The following is a 24,598-nucleotide window of genomic DNA, read 5'->3' on the forward strand; positions in this document are numbered from 1 at the left end:
GGCTTTTTTTGTTAGGAGGTAGTAAAGAATGTTAGAAGAAATAAAAGATAAGATATTAAAAATGCTTAATGATGATAATTATATACCGTTAAACTATTCTGATATTGCAGCAACAGTGCAGATGGTATATTCAGATTTTGATTTAAATGATATTTTTAAAGCTATGGTAGATTTAGAAAATGATAATAAAGTACTTAGACTTAAAGGTGATAAAATTCATAGTGCTGAAAGATTAGGTTTAATTGTTGGTACTTTAGAAATTAAGCGTAAAGGTTTTGGCTTTGTACGTACTGAAAATTTTGATGTTTTTGTTAGTCGAGATAACCTAAATGGTGGAATCAACAAAGATAAGGTTTTTGTAAAAGTTACTAATGAGAAAGATAATAGTAATAAAGAAGGCTTTATTTACCGTGTTATAGAACATGGTTATAACATAATAGTTGGTGAAGTTAAGGTGTTTAAAGGTCGACTTTATGTAGCACCCGATGATGGATCACTAGATTTTGCAATTAACATAAGTAAAAAGAACATAAATGGTGCTAGTGAAGGAAGTAAAGTATTAGCGGTTATTACTAATGTTGATAAAAACACAGGTATTGTTTCTGGTAAAATTAAAGATGTTATTGGTCATATTAATGATATTGGAATTGATATATTATCGGTAGTATATAAATATGATTTTGATCCAACATTTAGTCAAAAGACTATTGATGAAGCAAAATCATATACTGAAAATGATATTGTAGTAGGTAAAAGAAGAGATTTAAGAAATCAAACAACTATTACAATAGATGGTGCAGATGCTAAGGATTTAGATGATGCCGTTTATTTAGAAATAAATGAAAAGGGTAATCGTGTATTGTATGTTAGTATTGCCGATGTATCTCACTATGTAACTGAAAATAGTTCTCTAGATGATGAAGCATATACTAAAGGGACATCAGTTTATCTTGTTGATAGAGTTGTTCCAATGTTACCACATCAATTATCAAATGGGATATGTTCATTATTACCAGATGTTGATAGATTAACACAGACTTGTAAAATGGAGTTTAATGATAAAGGAAAAGTAATTGACTTTGAAATATTTGAATCAATTATTAATTCAAAATATCGAATGACTTATGATGAAGTTAATGATATTTTAGTGCACGATAACAAAGCTACTCAAGATAAATATCAAGAAATATATCAAATGTTACTTGAAATGCATGAATTATCTAAGAAGCTAAGAAAAACTAAAATTAAAAGGGGTATGTTAGAATTTGAAATACCTGAACCTAAAATATTAGTTGATAAAAAAGGTAAACCTACAGAAATCATTGTTAGAGAACGTGGTGAGGGTGAAAGAGTAATTGAAGACTTTATGATTATTGCAAATGAAACCGTTGCTTCTGCCATTTACCATATGGAATTGCCATTCATTTATCGAGTTCATGAAGAGCCAAATCCAGATAAGATAAGTAATTTCTTAAATTATGCAAGTGTTTTTGATGTTAAACTAAAATTAAAAGGCGACAAAATTACTCCTTTAGATGTTCAAAGAGTCTTGAATGAAATAAATGCTAAGGGTGATCAATTATTTTTAGATCGTCTATTATTAAGAAGTATGTCGAAAGCACGCTATGATAGTATGAATCTAGGACACTTTGGTCTAGCAAGTAAAAATTATACTCACTTTACTTCACCTATTAGAAGATATCCAGATTTAATAGTTCACAGATTACTTAGAAAATACTTATATGATAAGGACATTCCTAAAAATGGTAATGAAATGGAAATACTTGTAGATAAGATACAAAAAGCAGCTGATAAAAGTTCAACAAAAGAACGTGATGCAATAGAAGCAGAACGTGAAGTTAATGATATGAAAATGGCTGAGTACATGGTAAAATATGTAGGTGGAGAATTTGAAGGTATTATAACTTCTGTAACTAGTTTTGGCTTTTTTGTAGAACTAGAAAATACTGTAGAAGGATTAGTACATATTTCTAATTTAAAAGATGATCACTATATTTATGATGATAAATTTCATCAACTTCGTGGCCAAAATAAAAATAAAACATATGCTTTAGCTCAAAGAGTAACTGTAATTTGTGATAAAGTTGATGTTAAACAAAGAAATATCGATTTTATTATTAAAAGAGAAAAGTAATATTATAAAGTTTCATCGTAAACTAGGATGAAACTTTATTAGTTGAATTTGTTTTATATATACAAATTAATCAATTATAAGACATATACTCTTTAATCATTATTTGATATAATAATAGAATTACAGTGTACATATTATTGGAGGCATTACTATATATGATAAAAGAAATTAATTATTTTTTTAAAGAACATAAAAACAACAGTAGATATATTTTAAATCTTGCATTATCAAGTGCAAAAGAAGAAACACAGAAAACAACACTAGGGATGTATTGGAATGTCTTTAGGGATGCTGTGTTTTTTATGGCTTATACATTCTTTATGCTTGCAGTTAGAGGTGTTGGTGGTCAAATTGAAGGAATGCCTAGACTTGTGTATTTATACACTGGTCTTGTAGCCTGGTATTTAATATCGGATTATTTAAATGGTGGAGTAAAATGTATACTTAAAAATAAACATATATTCACTAAAATTAAATTCCCTATATTAATTATTCCAACATTTGAAACATTGGCAATCTTTATTAAAAGATGGACTACCTTTACATTACTTGCCATTATTTTAGGTATTATCATGATCACAACTAATTATAGAGTTAATATTAATATTTTTGGATTAATATATTCTTTGTTAGCTTCTTTAGTATTTGGTATTGCTTATTCTTTATTAATGAGCGGTTTTTATACAATTTCTAAAGACTTTAGAGAACTTTATAAAGCAATTGTTAGAATTCAATTCTATTTTGTCCCAATTTTCTGGTCTGTTTTACAAGATATTCCTAAAATGAGCTTTTTACCATCATGGGCAGCTACATTTTTACAAAACACACCATTTATTCATTTGATTAACACTTTTAGATATTCAATTTCCTTAGGCCAATTTCCGCCTTTAAGTAGTATTGCAATATTCATGAGCATTGTCTTTGTTATGTTTGCTTTAGGATGTTATATCCAATATAGACTACAAAGAATTTATGCGGATTTTGTCTAGGAGGATTAATATGACTAACGTAATAAAAATTAAAAATTTAAAAAAAATCTTTCGTTTCTTCAAAAAAGACTATATGGTCTTTTATTGGTTGTTTACTAAAAAAGGTTTTACTAAAGAATTTAGAGTATTAAATGGTTTAACATTTAATGTTGCTAAAGGTGAAAGAGTTGGAATACTTGGAAAAAATGGTGCAGGTAAATCAACTTTACTAAAAATAATATCAGGAATATACTTTCCAACTAGTGGTGAAATAGAAGTAAATGGTAAGATTGCAAGTTTAATTGAACTTGGTGCAGGTTTCAATAAGGAATTAACCGGTAGAGAAAATGTCTATTTAAAAGGTTCTTTATTAGGTTTAACTAAGGCCGATGTTGATAATGTTATTGAAGATATTATTGCTTTTGCTGATATTGGAGATTATATTGATATGCCACTGGGTACTTACTCATCAGGTATGTCGGCTCGTTTAGGTTTTGCACTAGCTGTTAATGCTGATGCTGATATACTTATAATTGATGAAGTATTTGCTGTTGGGGATAAAAACTTTCAAAAAAAATCTAGAGCAAAAACAGAAGAGTTATTACGATCTGGTAAAACAGTTTTATTTGTATCACATTCAGAATCTTTAATAAAAGAGTTTTGTGATCGTGTCATTTATTTAAAAGAAGGTCATATTGAATATGATGGTGAAGTTGATCGTGGACTTGCATTATATCATGCTGATAACTTAAAACTAAAACGACAACCTACAGTTTCTTTTGTTGAGTTTGAAATTGCCGAACAAAGATTAAGACTTCGTTTTGATGTTGGTATTGGTGCTGAAGGTAATGTTATCAAGAAAGATAAAATAGAAGAGTTTAGGTTGTATTCTACAAGATTTGATAATAAAACATATAAATCAGTTGATTATGATGTTTTTGATTTTGATATTGAATATGTAAGTGAGTATTTGTTAGATGTTTACATTAACTTGCAAGATGTCTTAAATAGCGATGTCTTTAGTTTCACTTTTACTCATCCAAGTACTGGTGAAAAAATGGTTAACACATCATTTACTACGCAAAATATTGATGAAGAAATTGGCTGCTATGAGTTTAGAGCCAGAAATTATGAAAATAACTTCTCATTTGATGTTCGCTCAGTTAGATTTAAAGATAGTGAAATTGCAGAATAGAGGCAAAATGCCTCTTTTTTTTGCGTTATATATTTCACAACTTAGAAAAGACATTAGATATCTATGTTATCCTGCATTTATTATTATTACTATACTGTTAGTAAAAAATTATTTTTTTGTTAGTACACATTATAAGGATAAGTTCACTATAATATAGACATAATTTGTTCAATTTGATTTGTTATAATTACTACCGAGGTGTATACTATGAAAACAATAAGCAAATTGATGGCATTTGTACTAAGTTTAGGTTTTGTGATAAATGTTAGTAATGTAAATGCTGAAATAAATTATTCTAAAAATGAAGACTATTATGAAAAGCTTTGTAGTAACAAAGCTAGTTATGAAATAAATAAACAAGCTTGTGTTGGTTTTGATCAATGGAAAAAAGATGGAAATGGACAAGTAGAAAAAATGCAAAAATCTGTTGAAGATGATAGCGTTAAAGATATGACACTAGATGAACTAACAGCATTACTTAATACTAATAGAGAATTGATAACAGAGAAAACAGCTGCTTACAAAACTAAAAAGAAACGTATAGCTGCAAATAAAGCAAAAGTAAAAAAACTTGAAAAAGAGGTTTCTAATGCTTTAGCTTTAATGCAAGTTACTTCTGATGAAAATAAAGTAATTGATGTAATTATGGGTTCAACAAGTTTAAATGATTTATTAAATAAAATTGATGGTATGGAAGCAATTAATAATGCTAATTTAGATAGTATTACTAAATTAGATCAAACTAATCAAGAATTAGTAGAAGATAATAAGTATATCAAATCTGATTTGAAAACACTTAAAGAAATAAAAGCTAAACAAGAAAAATTGTTACTAGAATTCCAAAGACAGGAAGCAGATTTATATTCTGGTAGTAATTCTGGTGGTAAAGCAACATATAATAACTTGGTTAATGATGTTGATTTATCAAAGATTAATGATACTAGTAGTAGTTGGAAATTACCTACTAAAAGTGGAACTGTATCAGCAGGTACTTGGTATTATTCAGGTGGTGGATGGCACCCTGGTGCTGACTTTGCAGTACCTGTAGGGACAGAAATACTAGCTCCTGGTGATGGAGTGTTACTTGCAACTGCTACTGGAGCTAATGGATATGGTAATCATATGGTTGCTGCCTTTAAAAAAGGAGACTATGTCTATACAATGATTTTTGGTCATATGTCACAGTTTAAAAGTGGTGTTAGCTCATTTAAAAAAGGTGATGTAATTGGATATACAGGTAATACTGGAAACTCAACAGGACCACATGTCCATGTTGAAGTATTTAGACATAACACATCTAGTTTATCAACAGTAGTAAAAGAGTTTAAGAAAACACAGGACTATTGGTTTGGACTTGGTTATAGTAGTAAAGGAAATGCCTCTACTGTACAAAGACTTCAACCGACAGAAGTATTTGGTGTATCTGTAGGCTCAACTTATTAATATTATAGGTACAAGCAGGTGGTTTAATAGCACTTGTTTGTATCTTTTTTAGGCATATAAGGTATAATATATAAAATTACTAAAAAAGGGGACTAACTATGAGTATATTAGTTACAGGAGGAGCAGGGTATATTGGAAGATATATTACTGATCTATTAATAGAACAAAATGAAGAAGTTATTATTGTTGATAATTTAAGTACTGGACATATAAGTGGAGTGAATAAAAAAGCATTATTTTATGAATATGATATCAGAGATCAAGAACAACTAAATGAAGTTTTTAAAGTAAATAAAATTGACTGTGTAATTCATTTAGCTGCAAAATTAAGTGTTGAAGAAAGCGCAAAGAAACCTTATGAATATTATGATGTAAATGTTGCGGGTACCTTAAACTTACTTAAAACTATGAAAAAATATAATGTTAAAGATATTGTCTTTTCATCAACAGCTGCAGTTTATGGTGATGCAGATTTATCAAATAAAATTGATGAGAACTACATAACAGATCCAGTAAATGTATATGGTCGAACTAAACTATTTGGTGAAAAAATGATTGAAGATGCAAAAGTATATGGATTAAATTATGTAATATTTAGATATTTTAATGTTGCTGGTGGAAATAAAAAGGGATATAAAATTGAACAATTTACAACTCTAATTCCAAAAGTTATAACAGCAGTTCATAAAGATATGCCTGTTACAGTATATGGAAATGATTATCCAAGTATTGATGGTACATGTATTAGAGATTTTATTCATGTTGAAGACTTAGCTAAGGCACATATTCTTGCAGCTAAAAAACTTATGAGTGATGCAAGTAATAACATTAGTGGTATTTATAATTTAGGAAGTAGTCAGGGATTTTCAGTATTAGAAATTATTAAAGCAAGTGAAAAAGCTATTGGTAAAAATATTGAGTTTATTATTGGACCAAGAAGACAAGGTGATTTATTCTGCTCAGTAGCTAGTTCAGAAAAAGCTTTTGAAAATTTTGGTTGGAAAACTAATATAAATTCAGTTGAAGATATTATTAATGATATGTGGCAAAAAAATACAGACTAGAATAAAGGTAGTGAATACTAAATTCACTACCTTTAAAATTGAGTTAAGTAGTTGCATGCATTTCAATTTTTTACAATTTGAAAAAATATATTTATATGTTAAAATATAATGATAAAAAGTGAAAGTTGTGTAAAGGGTGAACATATGAAAATGGTAAGTATTATTATTCCTTCTTATAATGAAGAAGGTAATATAAAAAAAATGTATTCAGAGTTAGAAGATAAGCTTGATAAAAGTAAAGTTACTTTTGAGTATTTATTTGTAAATGATGGTTCTAAAGATAAAACTGTTAAAATAATTGAAGACTTAAGTAAGGTAGATAAAAAAGTTAAATTAGTAAACTTTTCTCGTAACTTTGGAAAAGACTCAGCTATGATTGCCGGTTTAGATTTTTGCTTAGGTGATGCTGCAATTGTTATAGATGCAGATCTACAGATGCCTGTTTCTTCTATAAATGAGTTAGTGTTCCATTGGTTAAACGGTGAAAAACTTGTTTTAACATACCGTTCAAATAGAAGTGGCGGTATAAAAAGTAAACTTGCAACTAAATATTATGATTTATTTAATAAAATGTCTAAAACTAAAATACACAAGGATGCTATGGACTTTCAAATAATGGATCGAGAAATTATTGATATTATAACTGGAATGCGTGAAAAAACTCGCTATTTTAAGGGAATGACTGGGTATTTAGGTTATAGTCCAAGAATTATACCGGTTGAAATTGTTGATAGAAATGCAGGAGTTAGTAAATTTGGTAACATAGAACGATTATTTTCATATGCATTTGAATCTTTTGCTTTATATTCAAACGTTCCATTATTAGTGTCTATAAAAATTGGTGCATTTGTATCGCTTGCAAGTTTTTTGTTCTTGCTTTATGTTGTTATTAAAACTATTGCTTTTGGTGTAGATGTAGATGGATATGCATCATTAATAAGTGTAATGTTATTTATGTTTGGTATAGTAATTATGTTAATGGGAGTAATGGGTTATTATATTGGATTAATATACACTGAAGTTAAAGATAGACCTTTATATATTGTAGATGAAGACAATAGCATTTTAGACTATAATAAACAAGATTTTAATGAAAAAGTAAAGGAAGTAGAAAATGATAAATAATATTCTTTTTTCAATACCAATAGTAAATGTGGAAGTTAGCTACCCACTAGCTTTTATTTTATGCATTTGTGCCTTTGTTATAGGTAAGATAGTTATAGATAAAACACCATTTTTAAACAGACAGTTTTATCGCTTTGTTTTAGTAGGCGCTTTTAATACTTTTTGTTATTACACCTTTTATTTAATATTATTAAACATTATAAATTACTCTATAGCACATATAATTGCCTTTTTAATGGCTGCTTTTATTTCTTATTTTGCTACAACAATGTATACATTTAAAAGAAAACCAGAATGGAAGACCTTTGTCTCATTTCCAATTACTTTTTTGCCTAATTTGTTAATGAGTAGTTTAGGAACAGTTTTCTTAGTACAAGCTAATTTAGTTTCTTCAAAATATGCATCATTAATAATGATGATTGCAGCAATACCAATTACTTTTTTGGTAAATAAAATAGTATTTGACTATAAAGCATTTAAGAATAAGAAATCAAACAATCTACCACAATAGGTTGTTTTCTATTTGTAGAGTAAATTTCAATATGTATAAATATAACCTCTCTAAATAACTAACTGAGAACACATAAAGCTTTTCATTTAGTTAATAAAGTTAATATAAGGTTAATTATATCACTTTAAAGTTAAAATATATTTTTGTATTGTTAATGTTATGTATATCATTGTGTTGGTAATGTTATAATATGCAAGAGGTGAACTTGATGAATAAAATATTTAAACTGAAATTTTTAATTATATGTATTGTAACTATATTAACAAGTGCAAACATAGATGCAACAATAGATTTTAAAAAGAACTTTGATTTTTATGAAGAAACGTGTTCTAAAAGATCAAGCTATGAATTAAATAGACAAGCATGTACTGATTTTGAAAGATACAAAGCAGATAATAATGGTCAAGTAGATCAACTAAATAAAGAAACTAATGATAGTAGTTTAACAGCGGGTGAACTATCTGATTTGATAAAAAGAAATGATGAATTAATTACAAAAAAAGAGAAACAACTTAAAGCAGCTAAAGTTAAAGTTGCTAAAAATAAGGCTAAGATAAAAAAATTGGATAAAGTTGTTGGCCAAAGTATAGCATTAATGCAACACTTTACAAATGAAAATCAAATCGTTGATATCATTATGGGTTCAACAGATCTTGATGATTTAATGACTCGAGTTGACGGTTTGTCTGCAATACAAAAAATAAATATGCAAGATGTAATTACATTAGAACAAACAACTTTAGAATTAGAAGAGACTACACAATACTTAAGTTCTGATTTAGATAGATTAAAAGATATTAAGGAAAAGCAAAAGAAACTTAACTTAGAGTTTCAAAGAAAAGAAGTAACTTTATATACTAGTTCAAATAGTGGTGGAAGTGCAACATATAATACTGCTTTAAATAACATTGATTTAAGTAAGATTAATGATAAATCCAAAAGTTGGGCTAAACCAACTAAATCAGCAACTATTTCTGCATCTACTTGGTATTATCCAGGTGGAGGATGGCATCCAGGTGCAGACTTTGCAACTCCTATAGGAAGTAAAATAACTGCGCCATCAAATGGCGTTATCTTAGCTAAAGCTAATGGAGGAAGTGGTTATGGCATTCATATGGTTGCAGCCTTTAAAAAAGGTGATTATGTTTATACAATGCTGTTTGCTCACATGAGTAGTTTTGTTAATGTTAATCAGTTTAAAAAAGGTGAAACTATTGGGATTTCTGGAAATACTGGTGCTTCAACAGGACCACATATACACATTGAAGTATTTAGACATAACACTGATGATTTATCTATTGTAGTAAAACAATTTAAACAAAATAATGATTATTGGTTTGGATTAGGTTATAATAATAAGGGAGATTGTAGTAAGGTCTGCCGACTAGAACCAGCATCAGTCTTTAATGTAAAAACAGGACAAAAATATTAGTCGTTACTTATGTAATGACTTTTTTTATATAGAAAGGAAAAGGTATATATTATTTTCTGCAAATAAGTAAATTATCATATACCAGGGGATAAAAATGTTAAAAACAGATGATTATAATTTTGAGTTACCGGAACATCTGATAGCTCAAACACCATTAGAAAAAAGAGATTCTTCTAAACTATTAGTGGTTGATCGAACTAGTGGTGAGTTTAGCGATAGTAGTTTTGATCATATAATAGATCATTTAAATGCAAACGATGTTTTAGTAATGAATGATAGCAGAGTTCTTCCTGCTCGTTTATTTGGAGAAAAAGAAGATACAAAAGCACATGTTGAAATATTACTTTTAAAAGAAACTTGTGTTGATGTATGGGAATGTTTAGTTAAGCCAGCCAAAAGAATTAAAATAGGCACTGTATTAACTTTTGGAGATGGTAGTTTAAAAATGGAATGTGTTGAAAAAAGAGCAGAAGGACTATGCGTTTTCAAATTAATGTATAATGGTATACTTTTAGAAATACTAGAAGCATTAGGAACTATGCCTTTGCCACCATATATTAAAGAACAACTTGAAGATCAGGAAAGATACCAAACAGTTTATTCAAAAGTAAGTGGCAGTGCTGCAGCACCGACTGCCGGTTTACATTTTACTAAAGAACTTTTGAAAAGAATAAATGAAAAGGGAATAAAGCTTGCTTATGTAACACTACATGTAGGTTTAGGAACATTTAGACCAGTTAGTGTTGATGATGTAACTAATCATACAATGCATAGTGAATTTTATAGCTTAGATGAAGAAAATGCCAATATAATCAATAAAGCAATATTACGTGGTAATAATGTGGTAAGTGTTGGTACAACAACCACAAGAACTTTAGAAACAATAGCTACAAAATATGGTAAAATAGAACCTGTATCAGGTTACACTGATATATTCATCTATCCAGGATATAAATTTAAAGTCATTGATATGCAAATTACTAATTTTCACTTACCAAAATCTACTTTGATGATGCTAGTAAGTGCCTTTGCAGAAAAAGACTTAATAATGAAAGCTTATGATCATGCTATCAAGAATGAATATCGCTTCTTTTCATTTGGAGATAGTATGCTTATCAAATAGTACTATTGTATGGAAAATATAAATATAATAGAAGAAAAGGTCGAGTATGAAGTAACTATTGAAAAGTCAAAATTTATTACATGGTTGTATCCAGTTGTTGATGAAAAAGAGGCAAAAGAATACATACAATTGGCCAGAACCAAACATCCCAAAGCAGTACATCACACATATGCTTACATAATAAGAAAAGAATATCAAAATATAGAAAATCAAAGTGATGATGGTGAACCTTCAAAAACAGCTGGTATGCCTATGCTTGATATTTTAAGATATGAAAATCTAGTTAATGTTGTAGCAATTGTCATTAGATACTTTGGAGGGATCAAGCTTGGAGTTGGCGGTTTAATAAGAGCATATGGTGGCAGTGTTAAAAGTGCCGTTGATCATGCAAGTATTAAACAAGCGATATTAATGCAGGGGTTTGAAGTGAGAGTATCTTACTCATTTCATTCTATGGTTGAATACGAAATAAAAAAATATCATGGAGTAATAAACAAAATCGATTATTTAGAAGAAGTAAATATAATATTTTATTCTAAAGATGAAACTATTATAAATATTATTAAAGAAAAAACAAATAATCAGTTAGCAATTACTAAAATTGATAGAGTTTATATGTAGTATTTGATATAATAATTAGATGAGGTGAGTAATATGAAACTAAATATCGGAGTTGTCTTTGGTGGGGCAAGTGTTGAACATGAAATCAGCATAATAAGTGCTTCTCAAGTAATGGCTGCATTAGATGAAGAAAAATACAATGTATTACCAATATATATAAGTAAAGATAAAGATTTCTACTTTTCAAATGATTATCGTAATGTAGAAACTTTTCAGAATCTAGAAAAAGCTAAAAGTAATGGAACACAAATTACACTAAAAAAAGATGGATTAAATGTTGAAATGCATTATTTTAATAAAAAAATGTTTACGCCATCTAAAATGTACCAAATTGATATTTTCTTCCCAGTATTACACGGTACTAATGGAGAAGATGGTACAATTCAAGGCATGTTTGAAATGTTAGATGCAACATTTACGGGGTGTGAGTGCAAAGGTGCAGTTAATGGCCAAGATAAAGTCTTTATGAAAAACATATTAAGGGACAATAACATTAGAGTAGTAGATTTTGATTGGTTTTACTCTAATGAGTTTTACGAGCAAGAAGAAGAAATTATAAAAAGAATAGAAACCAAATTATTTTATCCTGTAATTGTAAAACCAGCAAGTCTTGGAAGTTCTGTAGGAATATCTAAGGCTAATAATAAGGATGAACTAGCTGATGCAATTAGAGAAGCAAATAGATACGATGTTAAAATACTAGTAGAAAAAGTAGTGGATAACCTTGTTGAAGTTAACTGTGCTGTATTAGGTGACTATAGTAGTCAAAAAGCATCAGTTATTGAACAAGTATTCCAAAATGATGAAATATTATCATATGAAGATAAGTATCAAGGTGGCGGAAGCAAAAAAACAAGTGGTGGATCTAAAACATCAGAAGGAATGGCAAGTGTTAATCGTTTAATACCAGCACCTCTTTCAGAGGAAAAAACGACTGAAATTCAAGAAATGTCAAAAGCTGCTTTTAGAGCTTTAAGCTTAGCTGGGGACACAAGAATAGATTATTTAATAGATGGTAGAACTAATACAGTATATTTAAATGAAGTAAATACAATACCTGGTTCTTTAGCATTCTATTTATGGGATAAAGTAGATATTGACTTTACAAAGTTATGTGATGAAATGATTATGCTTGCAGTTAAACGTAAAAGGGAATCAAAACAACATACAACTTCATTTGAAACAAATGTGTTACAATCATTTGGTCAAGGTAGTAAAGGATCAAAAAAATAAGAATCAATTAAGTTTTGCAATCGAGGTATAGCAATGAAAAGAATTAAAAACAAAGTAAAAAGAGTCTTAAAGGAAACAATTATATATAAAAAACACGGGGCATATATAAGAAGTAAAAGAAGAGAGAAAAGAATTCAATGGATGAATAAATATAAAAATGAAATCCATTTTGACAACAAAACAGTGCTTTTTATTTCCTATTTAGGAAAATACTATTCAGATAGTCCAAGAGCTATTTATGAAGAAATGATGAAGAATCCTAAATTTGATGATTATACTTTTGTTTGGGTTTTTAAAAATACCGAAAAAGCAAAGAAAATTAAACAATTAGCTTTAAGAACAAAAATTATAGAATATATGAGTGAAGATTATTTTAAGGCATTATATCAAGCAAAGTATTGGATAACTAATAACAGAATGACAGAATATGTTGAAAAAAATGAAGGACAAGTTTATGTACAAACATGGCATGGAACTCCATTCAAAAGAATCGGGTTTGATATAGAAGTTGAAGGTGAAAATGCTTCTCATAAAAAAAATGAACTATTAAAGTTATATGAAGAAGATGCAGAAAATTATGATTTCATGCCTTCACCTTCAAAATACTATACTGACAAAATTACAAGTGCATTTAATCTAAAAGCACTTGATAAAGAGAAGGTAGTACATGAAACGGGATATCCACGAAATGATTTTTTATATAACTATACAAATGATGATGTAAAAAAAGTAAAGGATATTTTAGAGATTCCTGAAGATAAAAAAGTTATATTATATGCACCAACTTGGCGTGATAATCAATATAAGGAAGGTGTAGGTTATACATTTGATGTAAATATTGACTTTGACCTTCTAAAAGAACAATTAAAAGATGAATATGTTATTATTTTTAGACCACATTACTTTATTGCAAGTAAATTTAAATTCTCAGAATATAAAGGATTTGTCTATAATGGTACACTAATTAATGATATCAACTATTTATATGTAATAAGTGATATCTTAATAACAGATTATTCTTCAGTATTCTTTGATTATTCAAATTTAAGAAGAAAGATATTATTCTATATGTATGACTATGAATATTATAAAAATACATTAAGAGGATTCTATTTTGATGCATCAAAACTTCCTGGCCCTATATCAGAAAATGAACAACAACTAATTAAAGATATAAAATCAGATTTAGATGCCAATAAGATAGAAGAATTTGCCCAAGAGTTTAATACATTTGATGATGGAAAAGCAGCATCAAGAGTAGTAGAACAAGTGTTTAAATAACTTGTACATATTTTATCAAAATTAGAGTTTGTCATAATCATAAAAAAACATAAACTTTATTATTAGAGAGTAACGCAAGTTACTCTTTTTTTAATTGCCAAAAGTGTATCAAATATTCATTTTTTTCAAAAAAGTTAAATAATAATAATATATAACTAAAAAATTAACACTTGAAAAACAATAAATAACATAAATAAAAAATAATTAATAAATATTAAAGAAATTATATACACTTTTCGTAAACTATGCTATACTTTTTAACGAAATAAAGACATTATAAATTTATATGTGTCTGTGAAAAATATAATAAAAAAGAAGGAAGACGATATGAAAGAAAATAATAATAAAGCATTAAAATACACTTTAGGACTATTGATACTAGTTATAGTTATCATTTTTAATATGACTACAGTAAAATCATATAATAATCAAAAGCAAGTAAGTACTAATATTGCTACGGGAGATGTAGCTAATATTAATTGGGTAGTAGATAGTAATTATAAGCTAACAATAAGTGCTAAAGAAAATACTGATGGTATGATGCCGGAAATGCTTTTAGATAATTTAGAATATAAATATTACAAGAATAAAATATTAAGTATAGAGATATTAGATGGTGTTAAATTTCCAGAAAATTCATCGAGTATGTTTAGTAATTTTATAACAGTAAAAAGTATTGATTTAAATGGTTTAGATACCTCGCACGCGGTAAATATGACTGCTGTTTTTGACAACTGCATAGAACTAGAGTTTTTAAATTTAGGACCAAACTTTGATACTTCTAATACAAATAAAATGACATACTTATTTCAAAATTTAAAAAAATTAAAGCATCTAGACTTAGGAGAAAAATTTGATACATCTAAAGTTAAAGATATTGTAAGAACTTTTAAAGGCATGGAGGTAATAGAAGAGCTTGATTTAGGTGAAAAATTTGATATGTCAAGTGTTACAAGTACACAACAAGCATTTCAAGATATGTTTAAACTTAAAAGTTTAGATTTAAAGGATAAATTTGATACCAGTAATGTTACATCAATGTTGGGGATGTTTCAAAATATGCGATCATTAGAAAGTTTAAACTTAGGAGATAAATTTAATACAGAAAAAGTAGTTATAATGGCTACAATGTTTAGTGGTTTATACGTTCTACCAGAGCTCGATCTATCAGGTTTTTATATTGATAATAGAGTTGATTTATATGCAATGTTTAGTAGTACAAATATAAAAAGATTAATTTTAGGTAAGGGAATAAATACATTATCTAACTCTGGTTTAAAAGAAATAGAAGAAAGAGAAGGTTATACATCAAATTGGGTAAATGTTGATAAAACATTTAGGGGGAATTCTTTAAAGTTAAGTGTTTCATATAAACCTTCTATGGCAGGTATTTACACACATGAAAAAGCATATAATGTTAATTTTGTGGTAGAAGATGTAAGTACACTAGCAAAAGTTGCCGATCAAACAAAGGTTAATTCATCAGATATTCCAAATACAACAGTTGATGGTAAAAATTTTAAAGGGTGGTATTCTAATAAAAATGGATTAGGAACAGAATACCAACCAAATATGGATTTAGTAGCTAAGCATATGAAAGTATATGCCTATTTTTCAAATAATACCTATAGTTTAAATTTTGATGGAAATACTGGTCTTGGAAACATGAGTTCTGTAGATGTTGAATATTCTAAAAAAATAAAATTACCAAAGAATAGTTTTGAGAAAAAAGGTTATTCTTTTGCAGGTTGGGCAACTTCAAAAGATAATGCTAATAATCAAATCATTCAATATGAGGATGAATCTTATTTTCAACAAAGTAACACGAAAGACAATATCTTATATGCTTCATGGAAAGAAGCTACTTATAAATTGAATTTTGATAGTAATTCTGGAAAAGGTAGTATGAAAGAATTAGAAATGAAATTAAATGAGACAAAAAAACTTTCTAAAAATAGTTTTGTTAAAGATGGTTACCAGTTTATTGGTTGGTCAAGCTCAAAAACCAATGCAGAAAATAACATTATAAGTTATCAAGATCAACAGGATTATACGTATAAAGATGAAAAAAATATCACTTTATATGCCTCATGGAAACCAAATACTTATAATATTTCTTTTAACCCTAATGGTGGAGAAGGAATGATGTCTAATATAAAAGTTAACTTTAATGAAACTATACTTTTAGAAAAGAGCAAGTTCATTAAAACTGATAGTGATTTTATAGGGTGGGCTATTTCCAAAAGTGATGCTAAAAATGGTATTGTCTCTTATGATGATAATCAGGAATACAAACATAATATTTCCAATGATATAGAGTTACATGCTGTTTGGGATAAAAAAAAGATCAATATATCATTCTATGCAAATCAAGGAAATGGAACAATGACCTCATTAAATGTTAATTCGACTGATTATATTACTTTACCAATAAACAGCTTTAAAAGAAAAGGATTTCATTTTATAGGTTGGTCAACTACAATAGAAAATGCAAATAAAGGTATTGTTAAATATGAAGATAGAGAAAAGTTAACAGTTTCAAAAATAAAATTACAAAAGCAGATGAAAACAAATGATATTGATATTTCATTGTATGCATCATGGAAAAAAATTGATAATAGTAATGTTATAGATAACAAAGAAGATGTATCACTTCCAAGTACAGGTAAAAATGCTAATGAGATTATCACAATTATAGTTTTATTATCTATATGTATTTTTATAATTGTACTTAAACTAAAATATAGTAGATCAAAAAATAACAATTAAATTTTTAAGTATATAAATATCTTTGTTAAACTTTGCAATATACAGTAAACGATTTTATATAGTTTAGATAATATCAAATAATAAAATACTAATTTATTAGAATAATATACTAATAACTATCTAACAAAAAATAATAAAAATTCAGAAAATATTTGGAAATTATTTCATTTTCTGAATTTTTTTATTATGCTTTACTTTAGCTAAGATTTACAACAAATTATTAAAATGTTATTATGATTTTTAAGAATAAGACTTATTTAATATAAATATAATAGATAATAAAGGAGGTATTCTTATGAAAAAGAAATTAATGATAATATTTATGTTATTAATAATGGTGTATGTAAGCAATACGTATGAAATTACTAAAAGACAACATTATAAAAGTAGTTATATTGGAATAAATGGTGCTAGAGTGTCAGATAGTCAAACTGTTCAATGGAATAAGTAATAAATGAAGAAGATAAATAAACAATTGTTAAAGCAATTAATTGCTACTATTGTCTTAATGTTTATTAGTGTAAGCATTGTTGTAGTAGTTGAAGTTCAACATAATCAAAATAATATTTCTAAAATCGGTTATGTTAATGATAATGCTGCAATAGTTACTATTAAATCAAAAAAAGAATATTCAAAATTAATTGATGTAAGTTTAAACAATGAATTTAATATTTGCACTTCTAAAATTGATAAGCTACTTCATTATTACTGTCATTTTAATAATGAAGAATTATCTAACAATTACTTTGAACATAACTATGATCAAAGTAAAAGATACAAAAGTTATAATCAAGATATACTAGTTATGAATAATCTAGAGCAACTAGAGGATTATAATAATACCTACTTTATTACGAGTAATACTAAGGATATAAATGATGTTTTAGTAATTCTTCAAGATAATAATATAAATGCTAGTATTAGTGAATTAAGTATTACTAATGGTTTATTAAGCGACTTAAGCAGAATGATTTTAATTGTGATATTAGTATTTTATGTTATTACTATTAATTTAATAAATATACTACAATTTAAAAGTATAGCTGTATATAAAATATTTAGTAGCAACCTTCAAATATATTTAAAATACTATGCGACTATTACTATTTTTCATTTCAGTTTAGTTGTGCTAAGTAGTAGTGTTTTTATCTTTTATTATCCAATCTATAATAAAATGTTACTACTAAGTTTTTTACTGTTACCATTTATTATATCCTTTACTATAAATGGTATTATTTATCTCTATATTATAAAAGCAAATCCATTACTCTATGCTAAAGGCAAAATTCAGTTATCATTATTATCAAACATTTATAATGTTTCTTTACTTATATGTATTACTACGATGAGTCTTTTATTATTACTTGTTTTAAACAAAAATACTGATAGTAATGAACTAGCTTTACAAAATAAATCAAAATTATCTTTAAATAAAGAGTATTTTAATGTTAGCTTTAATACTACTGATGTTATTGTAGAACTAGATAATTTAAAAAGTAATGATGTTAAAAAGATTGATGATAATAATGCAATTTATTTAGATAATAGTATCTTAGAAAGTGTTTATTCTTATAAAAATAATAATGAAGAGGATAATGAATTTACTGATGTATATCAAACAACACCATATATAGATATTAATGATAATTATTTAAAGCATTATCAAGTAAGCAATTATTATCTTAATAATAAAGATATTGTAATTTTATATGTTTCTAGTCAAGATAAAACTAATATAAAATTTATTAAAAAAAGACTTTGTATGCTAGATAATAAAAAAATTAGTGATGATAAATGTCATGTACAATATTATGATGCAAATAAAGGCTTGTTTGCAAATACCTTACTAGAGAATAATAATGGTACTATTAATAATCTTATCTTGCGTAATACTTCTAATAATATAGCTAATAAGAATTTAGATTATTATTACTTTTTATTAAATAATAATCTACTTCAAGATAATAAGCCAACATTATTAGATAAGCTTGATATTGAAGCATTTGATAAGTATAAAGACTATTTACAATTACATAATGATTACTATTTATATGAGGATTTATTAGTAATAGTCAATAATACTAGAAGGATTACAATTTTACTAATTACAGTTATGATATTTATCATCATAATATTAATTAGTTTTAAAGTTGTCTTATATATAAGTATGAATGCGAAATTATTATTTATAAAAAAGATATTTGGTTATAGTGTTTATAAAAGGTATTCAAAATTATTATTCTTACTATGTTTTAGTATATTATTTAGTAATTGTATAGTAATTGGAGTAAGTAAAAGTAGTGTTGATATTAATATAAATTATTATTACTGGAGTATACTACTGTTAATAATCATTTGCATGATCTTGTATTTAATTACTATTGTGACTATAACTGAGAAAAAGAAAATAGTTAATATTTTAAAAGGGGAAACTATATAATAGATTATTAAATCTCTTTAGTTACTTTTGAGTAATTGATTTATTTATATTTCCTTGGTAATAAATTGTAAACATATTTAAAGTATTGCCATTTATTGTATTATAAAAGTAGAATAGAATTATTTTAAAAGTTCATATTTAGGTGAACTTTTTTTATTGTTAATTTATGAAAGGTACTTTCATTAGTATTATTAATAGTAAAGCTTTAATTGCTATATTAGTATTTATATAGTAAGTACTAATAATAAAAGATGTAAAGTTAAAATTTAATAATAATTTAGGGCGTATTTTGTTAAAATATGATTACTTTAAATAGCTATTAAAAGTAGCTAATATGTGCTTTAAAAATGTAAACACATTCATTTTTACTTCTAGTCAAATTGCATATTCAATGTAATTATGACTAAAATATGGCTGAGCTATCTAATGAAAACCTACTTACAAAGTAGTTGGTTAGATATTCAACGATACTTAAAGGCTTTTTAAAGAAGTAAAAGTATGGTAAAATTAGATTGAGCATATTTACAAAAGCGTTTCCAATTACTTTTTTAAATAGTAAATCTGTAAAAATTCAGTGTGTTTAGGTAGGGAAAATGTATGTATAAAAGCTCGGTAAATAGCCTTTTATTAGACATATTGTGGCATTAATAGTATGTTAATATAGAAACAAGAAATAATACAAAATAATTAGGAGGATGTTACGATGGCAATCAAAGTAGCAATTAATGGATTTGGAAGAATAGGTAGATTAGCGTTTAGACAAATGTTTGAGGATAATAATTTTGAAATTGCAGCAATTAATGATTTAACTGATGCAAAACAATTAGCACATTTATTAAAATATGATTCAGCTCATGGACCATATAAAGCTGGGGCAATAACTAATACTGAAAATAGTATCGTTGTTGATGGACATGAAACTAAAATATATTCAGAAAGTGATCCTAAAAACTTGCCTTGGAAAGAATTAGGGGTTGATATTGTTTTAGAATGTACTGGATTCTTTGCTTCTGAGGAAAAAGCAAGTTACCATATTGAAGCTGGTGCTAAAAAAGTAGTTATTTCTGCACCTGGAACTGGGAATATTAAAACTATTGTTTATAATGTAAATCATAATACACTTGATGGAAGTGAAAAAGTTATTTCTGCTGCATCATGTACAACTAACTGTTTAGCTCCTATGGCTAAAGTTTTAAATGATACATTTACAATTGAAAAAGGTTTTATGACTACTATCCATGCTTATACTAATGATCAAAATACTTTAGATGCACCACATAAAAAAGGTGATTTACGTCGTGGACGTGCAGCTGCTGCAAATATCGTTCCTAACTCTACTGGTGCTGCAAAAGCAATTGGTTTAGTTATTCCTGAATTAAAAGGAAAATTAGACGGTTCTGCTCAACGTGTACCTGTAATTGATGGTTCTATTACTGAATTAGTTGCTGTTGTTTCTAAAGCTGCAACTGTTGAAGAAGTAAATGCTGCTATGAAAGCTGCTGCTGATGAGTCTTATGGTTACAATGTTGATGATATTGTATCTTCTGACATTATTGGTATGAAATTTGGTTCTTTATTTGATTCAACTTTAACTAAAGTTGTAGAATTAGGAGACAAATCATTAATTAAGGTTGCTTCTTGGTATGATAATGAAAATTCTTATGTATCTCAAATGGTACGTACTTTAAATTACTTTGCAAAACTATAAGAATTAATAAAAATATAATATACGAGGTTTGAATAATTATGAAAAAAACTATTAAAGATTTAGACTTATATGGAAAAAAAGTATTTGTAAGAGTTGATTTTAATGTTCCTTTAAATGAAGATGGATCAATCTCTGATGATAATAGAATTGTTCAAGCTTTACCTACTATTAAATATTTAAAAGAAAATGGGGCTAGAATTATTCTAGCCTCTCATTTAGGTAAGGTTAAGACTGAAGCTGATAAAGAAGGTAAAAGTTTAAAAGTTGTTTCTAAAAGATTAAGTGAATTATTAAATGAACCAGTTGAATTTGTTCCTGGTACTAGAGGACCTTTATTAGAAGAAGCTATTAGAGCTTTAGAACCTGGTGAAGTTTTATTAATGGAAAATACTCGCTTTGAATTGGATAAAGAAACTAAAAATGATGAAGAATTAGCTAAGTATTGGGCAAGTTTAGTTGATTTGTATGTTAGTGATGCTTTTGGAAGTGTCCATAGAGCACATGCATCAACTGCTGGTGTGCCTAAGTATGTTGATAGTGCTATTGGTTTTTTAATTGAAAAGGAATTAAACTTTATTGGTTCTGCAATCAATAATCCTAAAAGACCGATGATTGCTATCTTAGGTGGTAAAAAAGTATCTGATAAAATTGATGTAATTAATAATTTAATTACTATTGCTGATAAAATATTAATTGGTGGTGGTATGGCTTATACTTTCTTAAAAGCACAAGGTTATGAAATAGGAAATAGTGTTGTTGAAGAAGATAAAATTGCTGATGCTAAAGCTTATTTAGAAAAAGCTAATGATAAAATTGTTTTACCTATTGATATTGTTGTAACTAGTGAGTTTTCTAATGATGCATCTTTAATCAAAACTGTGGATGCCGATAAGATAGCTGCTGGATATATGGGATTAGATATCGGTCCTAAAACAATTGAAATGTTTAAAGATATCTTAAAACATTCTAAGACTGTTATTTGGAATGGTCCTATGGGTGTATTTGAGTTATCTAATTTTGCAAATGGTACTATTGGTTTAATGGATATTTTAACTAATATTGATGCTACTACTATTATTGGTGGTGGAGATAGTGCTGCTGCTGCTATTAAATTAGGGTATGCTTCTAAGTTTAGTCATGTATCGACTGGTGGAGGAGCTTCACTTGAGTTTATGGAAGGTAAGAAATTACCAGGAATAGAAGCTATTGCAGATAAATAGTAGTCAAAGGAGATGATATAATGAGACAACCAATAATTATTGGAAATTGGAAGATGAATATGTCTATTGCTGATGGTACTGCTTTTGTTCAACAATTAGATAAATTAAAAGATACTAGTGCACAAATTGGAGTAGCACCTCAATTTGTTGCCATACCTGCAGTTAACGCTGTAAAAAATGAAATTCTAGTAGGTGCACAAAATGTTAATGATCACTTATCAGGTGCTTATACTGGAGAGGTTAGTGTTGATTTATTAAAAGAAATTAAAACTGATTTTTGTATTATAGGTCATTCTGAAAGAAGACAATATTATAATGAAACTGATAATGCTATTAATACTAAAGCTAAATTATTACAAGAAAAGGTAATTTTACCAGTTATTTGTGTTGGTGAAACTGAAGCTCAGTATGATAATAATGAAACTGATAGTGTTATTGCTACTCAAGTAAAAGAATGTTGTAAGGACTTAGATATTGTTAATACTGTTGTAGCGTATGAACCTATCTGGGCTATTGGAACTGGTAAAAGTGCTAGTGAAAAAATTGCTCAAGATGTTTGTGCACACATAAGAGATGTATTAGCACAAATGTATAATGAAGATCTTGCTGACAAAGTAAGAGTTATTTATGGTGGAAGTGTTAATGATTCTAATATTAAAGAATATATGGCTCAATCAGATGTTGATGGTGCTTTAGTGGGTGGAGCTAGTTTAAAAATTGATGCATTCACTAATTTAATTAATTACAAATAATTAAAAAATAGGAGAAATAAATATGAAAAAACCGATTGTATTATGCATATTAGATGGTGTAGGTATTGCTAAACCTTCTGATTCTAATGCATATTATTTAGCTAATACTCCTACTTTAGATAGATTAAAAGAAGAATATCCTCATTCTCAAATAAAAGCTAGCGGTTTAGATGTTGGTTTACCTGTTAATCAAATGGGTAATAGTGAAGTGGGACATTTAAACTTAGGAGCTGGAAGAATTGTTTATCAATCACTAACTAGAATTAATAAAGCTATAGAGGATGGTTCATTTAATAGCAATGAAGCTATAAATGATGCAATGCAATATGCTTTGGATAATAATTCAGGTTTACACATAATGGGATTGTTAAGTGATGGTGGAGTTCACTCTCATATTGATCACATTAAAGCTGTTTTATTATTAGCTAAACATAAAAATGTTAAAAAGGTATTCTTACATGCCTTCTTGGATGGTAGAGATACTTTAAGAGATGAAGGAATTAAGTTTACTAAAGAAATATTAGATTTTATGTCTAATAATGAAATTGGACAACTTGCTGACATTAGTGGTCGTTACTTTGCTATGGATCGTGATAAAAGATTTGATCGTAATGAACTAGTATATGAAGTACTAGTTAATCATGAAGGTGAAAGTTATGTCGATCCAATGGCTTACATAGAGTTTAACTATGCTAAAGAAACTTATGATGAGTTTATATTACCAGCATTTGATAAGCATGTTGATGGTCAAATTAGCGATAACGATGCTATAATTTGTATTAACTTTAGACCAGATAGAGCAATTCAATTAGCTTCAATTTTAACAAATAAAGATTATAAGAGTGGAATAGTAAATAATTTAAATAATATTTTCTTTGTTTCTATGATGGAATATGATCAAAGTGTTAAAGGTGTTATTGCCTTTCCTAATATTGAGATTAAAAATGCTTTAGGTATTTATTTAGCTCAACATGGTAAAAAGCAACTAAGAATTGCCGAAACAGAAAAATATGCTCATGTAACTTTTTTCTTTGATGGATTAGTCAAGTATGATGGTACTAACAAACCAGAGTTAGAAAATAGCAAAAGAGTATTAATTAACAGTCCTAAAGTTGCAACTTATGATTTAGCTCCTGAAATGTCGGCTGAAAAAATCACTGATGCCTTAATTAAAGAATTAGATAACGACTATGATGTTGTAATCTTAAATTATGCTAATGGTGATATGGTTGGACATACAGGTGATATAAAGGCTACTATTAAAAGTTTAGAAGTCGTTGATAAATGTGTTAAACGTGTCTATGATAAAGTAGAAAAATTAGGTGGTGTCATGCTAATTACTGCTGATCATGGAAACAGTGAAAAAATGCGTGCTGATGACAATGAAGTGTTTACAGCACACTCAACAAACCCAGTAGATTTAATAGTTACCGATTTAAGTGTAAGTGTTAAAGATGGAAGATTAAGTGATATCGCGCCAACGATCTTAGATTATGTTGGCTTAGATAAACCAGCAGAAATGACTGGTGAATCATTAATCATAAAAAATAAATAAAGA

At 27.4% G+C, this 24,598-nt stretch carries 19 protein-coding genes; all 19 read left to right on the forward strand.

Translation table 4 applies throughout. From position 1 onward, the window contains the following. Nucleotides 1-28: 28 nt before the first annotated feature. Nucleotides 29-2,155, forward strand: a complete 2,127-nt coding sequence (rnr, locus tag ACD762_RS01345; protein WP_423364082.1) for a ribonuclease R — start codon at nt 29-31, stop codon at nt 2,153-2,155. A gap of 155 nt (nt 2,156-2,310) precedes the next feature. After that, the gene (locus ACD762_RS01350; RefSeq protein WP_423364084.1) at nt 2,311-3,144 is read left to right on the forward strand and encodes an ABC transporter permease; all 834 of its coding nucleotides are present in this window, start codon (nt 2,311-2,313) and stop codon (nt 3,142-3,144) included. Between the two features lie 10 nt (nt 3,145-3,154). Then, complete coding sequence (locus ACD762_RS01355) at nt 3,155-4,318, forward strand: ABC transporter ATP-binding protein (protein WP_423364086.1); 1,164 nt, start codon at nt 3,155-3,157, stop codon at nt 4,316-4,318. A gap of 207 nt (nt 4,319-4,525) precedes the next feature. Next, complete coding sequence (locus ACD762_RS01360; RefSeq protein WP_423364088.1) at nt 4,526-5,761, forward strand: M23 family metallopeptidase; 1,236 nt, start codon at nt 4,526-4,528, stop codon at nt 5,759-5,761. 98 nt (nt 5,762-5,859) lie between these two features. Beyond that, nucleotides 5,860-6,825, forward strand: a complete 966-nt coding sequence (galE, locus tag ACD762_RS01365; RefSeq protein ID WP_423364090.1) for a UDP-glucose 4-epimerase GalE — start codon at nt 5,860-5,862, stop codon at nt 6,823-6,825. A gap of 144 nt (nt 6,826-6,969) precedes the next feature. Continuing rightward, entirely contained in the window at nt 6,970-7,950 is a 981-nt protein-coding gene (locus tag ACD762_RS01370; protein WP_423364092.1) for a glycosyltransferase family 2 protein, read from the forward strand. Continuing rightward, a complete protein-coding gene (locus tag ACD762_RS01375) occupies nt 7,940-8,461 on the forward strand; it encodes a GtrA family protein (RefSeq protein WP_423364094.1) in 522 nt (173 codons plus the stop codon). The genes ACD762_RS01370 and ACD762_RS01375 overlap by 11 nt, the downstream gene beginning before the upstream one ends. A gap of 208 nt (nt 8,462-8,669) precedes the next feature. Then, the gene (locus ACD762_RS01380) at nt 8,670-9,893 is read left to right on the forward strand and encodes a murein hydrolase activator EnvC family protein (protein ID WP_423364096.1); all 1,224 of its coding nucleotides are present in this window, start codon (nt 8,670-8,672) and stop codon (nt 9,891-9,893) included. Between the two features lie 94 nt (nt 9,894-9,987). After that, nucleotides 9,988-11,016 carry a tRNA preQ1(34) S-adenosylmethionine ribosyltransferase-isomerase QueA gene (queA, locus tag ACD762_RS01385; RefSeq protein ID WP_423364097.1) on the forward strand — a complete coding sequence of 343 codons (1,029 nt, stop codon included), beginning with the start codon at nt 9,988-9,990 and terminating at the stop codon, nt 11,014-11,016. A 9-nt stretch (nt 11,017-11,025) separates the two neighbouring features. After that, a complete protein-coding gene (locus tag ACD762_RS01390) occupies nt 11,026-11,637 on the forward strand; it encodes a YigZ family protein (protein WP_423364099.1) in 612 nt (203 codons plus the stop codon). 33 nt (nt 11,638-11,670) lie between these two features. Beyond that, on the forward strand, nt 11,671-12,870 hold the full coding sequence (locus ACD762_RS01395) for a D-alanine--D-alanine ligase family protein (RefSeq protein ID WP_423364100.1): 1,200 nt from the start codon (nt 11,671-11,673) through the stop codon (nt 12,868-12,870). Between the two features lie 33 nt (nt 12,871-12,903). Next, nucleotides 12,904-14,151, forward strand: a complete 1,248-nt coding sequence (locus tag ACD762_RS01400) for a CDP-glycerol glycerophosphotransferase family protein (protein ID WP_423364102.1) — start codon at nt 12,904-12,906, stop codon at nt 14,149-14,151. Between the two features lie 327 nt (nt 14,152-14,478). Then, nucleotides 14,479-16,920, forward strand: coding sequence for an InlB B-repeat-containing protein (locus tag ACD762_RS01405; RefSeq protein WP_423364103.1), 2,442 nt, complete (start codon nt 14,479-14,481; stop codon nt 16,918-16,920). A 295-nt stretch (nt 16,921-17,215) separates the two neighbouring features. Next, nucleotides 17,216-17,371, forward strand: coding sequence for a hypothetical protein (locus tag ACD762_RS01410; RefSeq protein WP_423364104.1), 156 nt, complete (start codon nt 17,216-17,218; stop codon nt 17,369-17,371). Nucleotides 17,372-17,374: 3 nt separating this feature from the next. Beyond that, entirely contained in the window at nt 17,375-19,360 is a 1,986-nt protein-coding gene (locus ACD762_RS01415) for a DUF1430 domain-containing protein (RefSeq protein ID WP_423364105.1), read from the forward strand. Nucleotides 19,361-20,063: 703 nt separating this feature from the next. Beyond that, on the forward strand, nt 20,064-21,068 hold the full coding sequence (gene gap, locus ACD762_RS01420) for a type I glyceraldehyde-3-phosphate dehydrogenase (protein WP_423364106.1): 1,005 nt from the start codon (nt 20,064-20,066) through the stop codon (nt 21,066-21,068). 32 nt (nt 21,069-21,100) lie between these two features. Further along, on the forward strand, nt 21,101-22,288 hold the full coding sequence (locus tag ACD762_RS01425; RefSeq protein WP_423364704.1) for a phosphoglycerate kinase: 1,188 nt from the start codon (nt 21,101-21,103) through the stop codon (nt 22,286-22,288). A gap of 20 nt (nt 22,289-22,308) precedes the next feature. Then, nucleotides 22,309-23,040 carry a triose-phosphate isomerase gene (gene tpiA / locus ACD762_RS01430; RefSeq protein WP_423364107.1) on the forward strand — a complete coding sequence of 244 codons (732 nt, stop codon included), beginning with the start codon at nt 22,309-22,311 and terminating at the stop codon, nt 23,038-23,040. A 22-nt stretch (nt 23,041-23,062) separates the two neighbouring features. Next, nucleotides 23,063-24,595: a 2,3-bisphosphoglycerate-independent phosphoglycerate mutase gene (gpmI, locus tag ACD762_RS01435; protein WP_423364108.1), complete on the forward strand. Its 1,533-nt coding sequence runs from the start codon at nt 23,063-23,065 to the stop codon at nt 24,593-24,595. Nucleotides 24,596-24,598 lie beyond the last annotated feature (3 nt).

The sequence above is a fragment of the Mycoplasma sp. P36-A1 genome, from assembly GCF_049478495.1.
GTDB lineage: Bacteria > Bacillota_I > Bacilli_A > JAJDGJ01 > JAJDGJ01 > P36-A1.